Source organism: Prevotella illustrans (assembly GCF_017426725.1).
GTDB classification, from domain to species: domain Bacteria; phylum Bacteroidota; class Bacteroidia; order Bacteroidales; family Bacteroidaceae; genus Prevotella; species Prevotella illustrans.
Genome location: NZ_JAERMS010000090.1, coordinates 1 through 711, shown reverse-complemented (window position 1 = coordinate 711; position 711 = coordinate 1). Strand labels below are relative to the sequence as shown.

At 54.4% G+C, this 711-nt stretch carries 1 protein-coding gene; it reads right to left on the bottom strand.

Annotated features, from left to right (window positions below; all coding sequences use genetic code 11):
• The coding region (locus tag JHU38_RS12275; protein ID WP_207859422.1) for an AAA family ATPase at positions 1–711 on the bottom strand (711 nt) is incomplete at both ends.

Genomic DNA, 711 nt, shown 5'->3' with positions numbered 1-711 from the left:
GCTGAAGTGATAGCCGTCGTACTGCAGTCGCAGCTGGTGTTTCATGTCCTCTTCCGTCGTTGCCAGACTCTCGGCCAGTTCTCTGATACTATCGGCGAAGACGGTGTGCAGCTCTTCGGTGGTGATACCGCAGAGCGCGTCGTATTTCGGCGCCATGCTGATGTCGTTGGGCTGGTTGAATCCGCTGAACACGCTGACCTGAGAGAACTTCGTCACTCCCGTGAGCAGCACGAACTGAAGGTCGGGGTCGGCTTCCTTGAATACGCCGTAGAAGCCTTTCAGAATATTCCGGTTGTACTCCTCCAACGTCTTATCTACATTATTCTCCCTAATCGTATCCTTCACGTCGATGACGTCCAAGAGCGGCTTGTCGTATTCGTCGATGAGCACCACGCAGCGCAAGCCCGTCCGCAGGTGGGCGGCATGCAGCACCGCGGCAAACCGGTCGCCCAACGTAGTGGCGGTTTCGTCCTTGCCGTAAATATTTTCGTGTCGTGTCACAAAGGTGTCGAGCGTCTCCGGCAGCTCCCGCGCGTTGGAGAAATTGTGATTACCAAAAGAGAGATGAAACACGGGATATTGCTTCCACTCGTTCTCCAACGCGTCGATGGCAAGTCCCTTAAACAGTTCCTTCTCGCCCATGAAGTAATACTTCAATGTGGAGACGAGCAACGACTTGCCAAACCGGCGCGGCCGACTGAGGAAATAAAT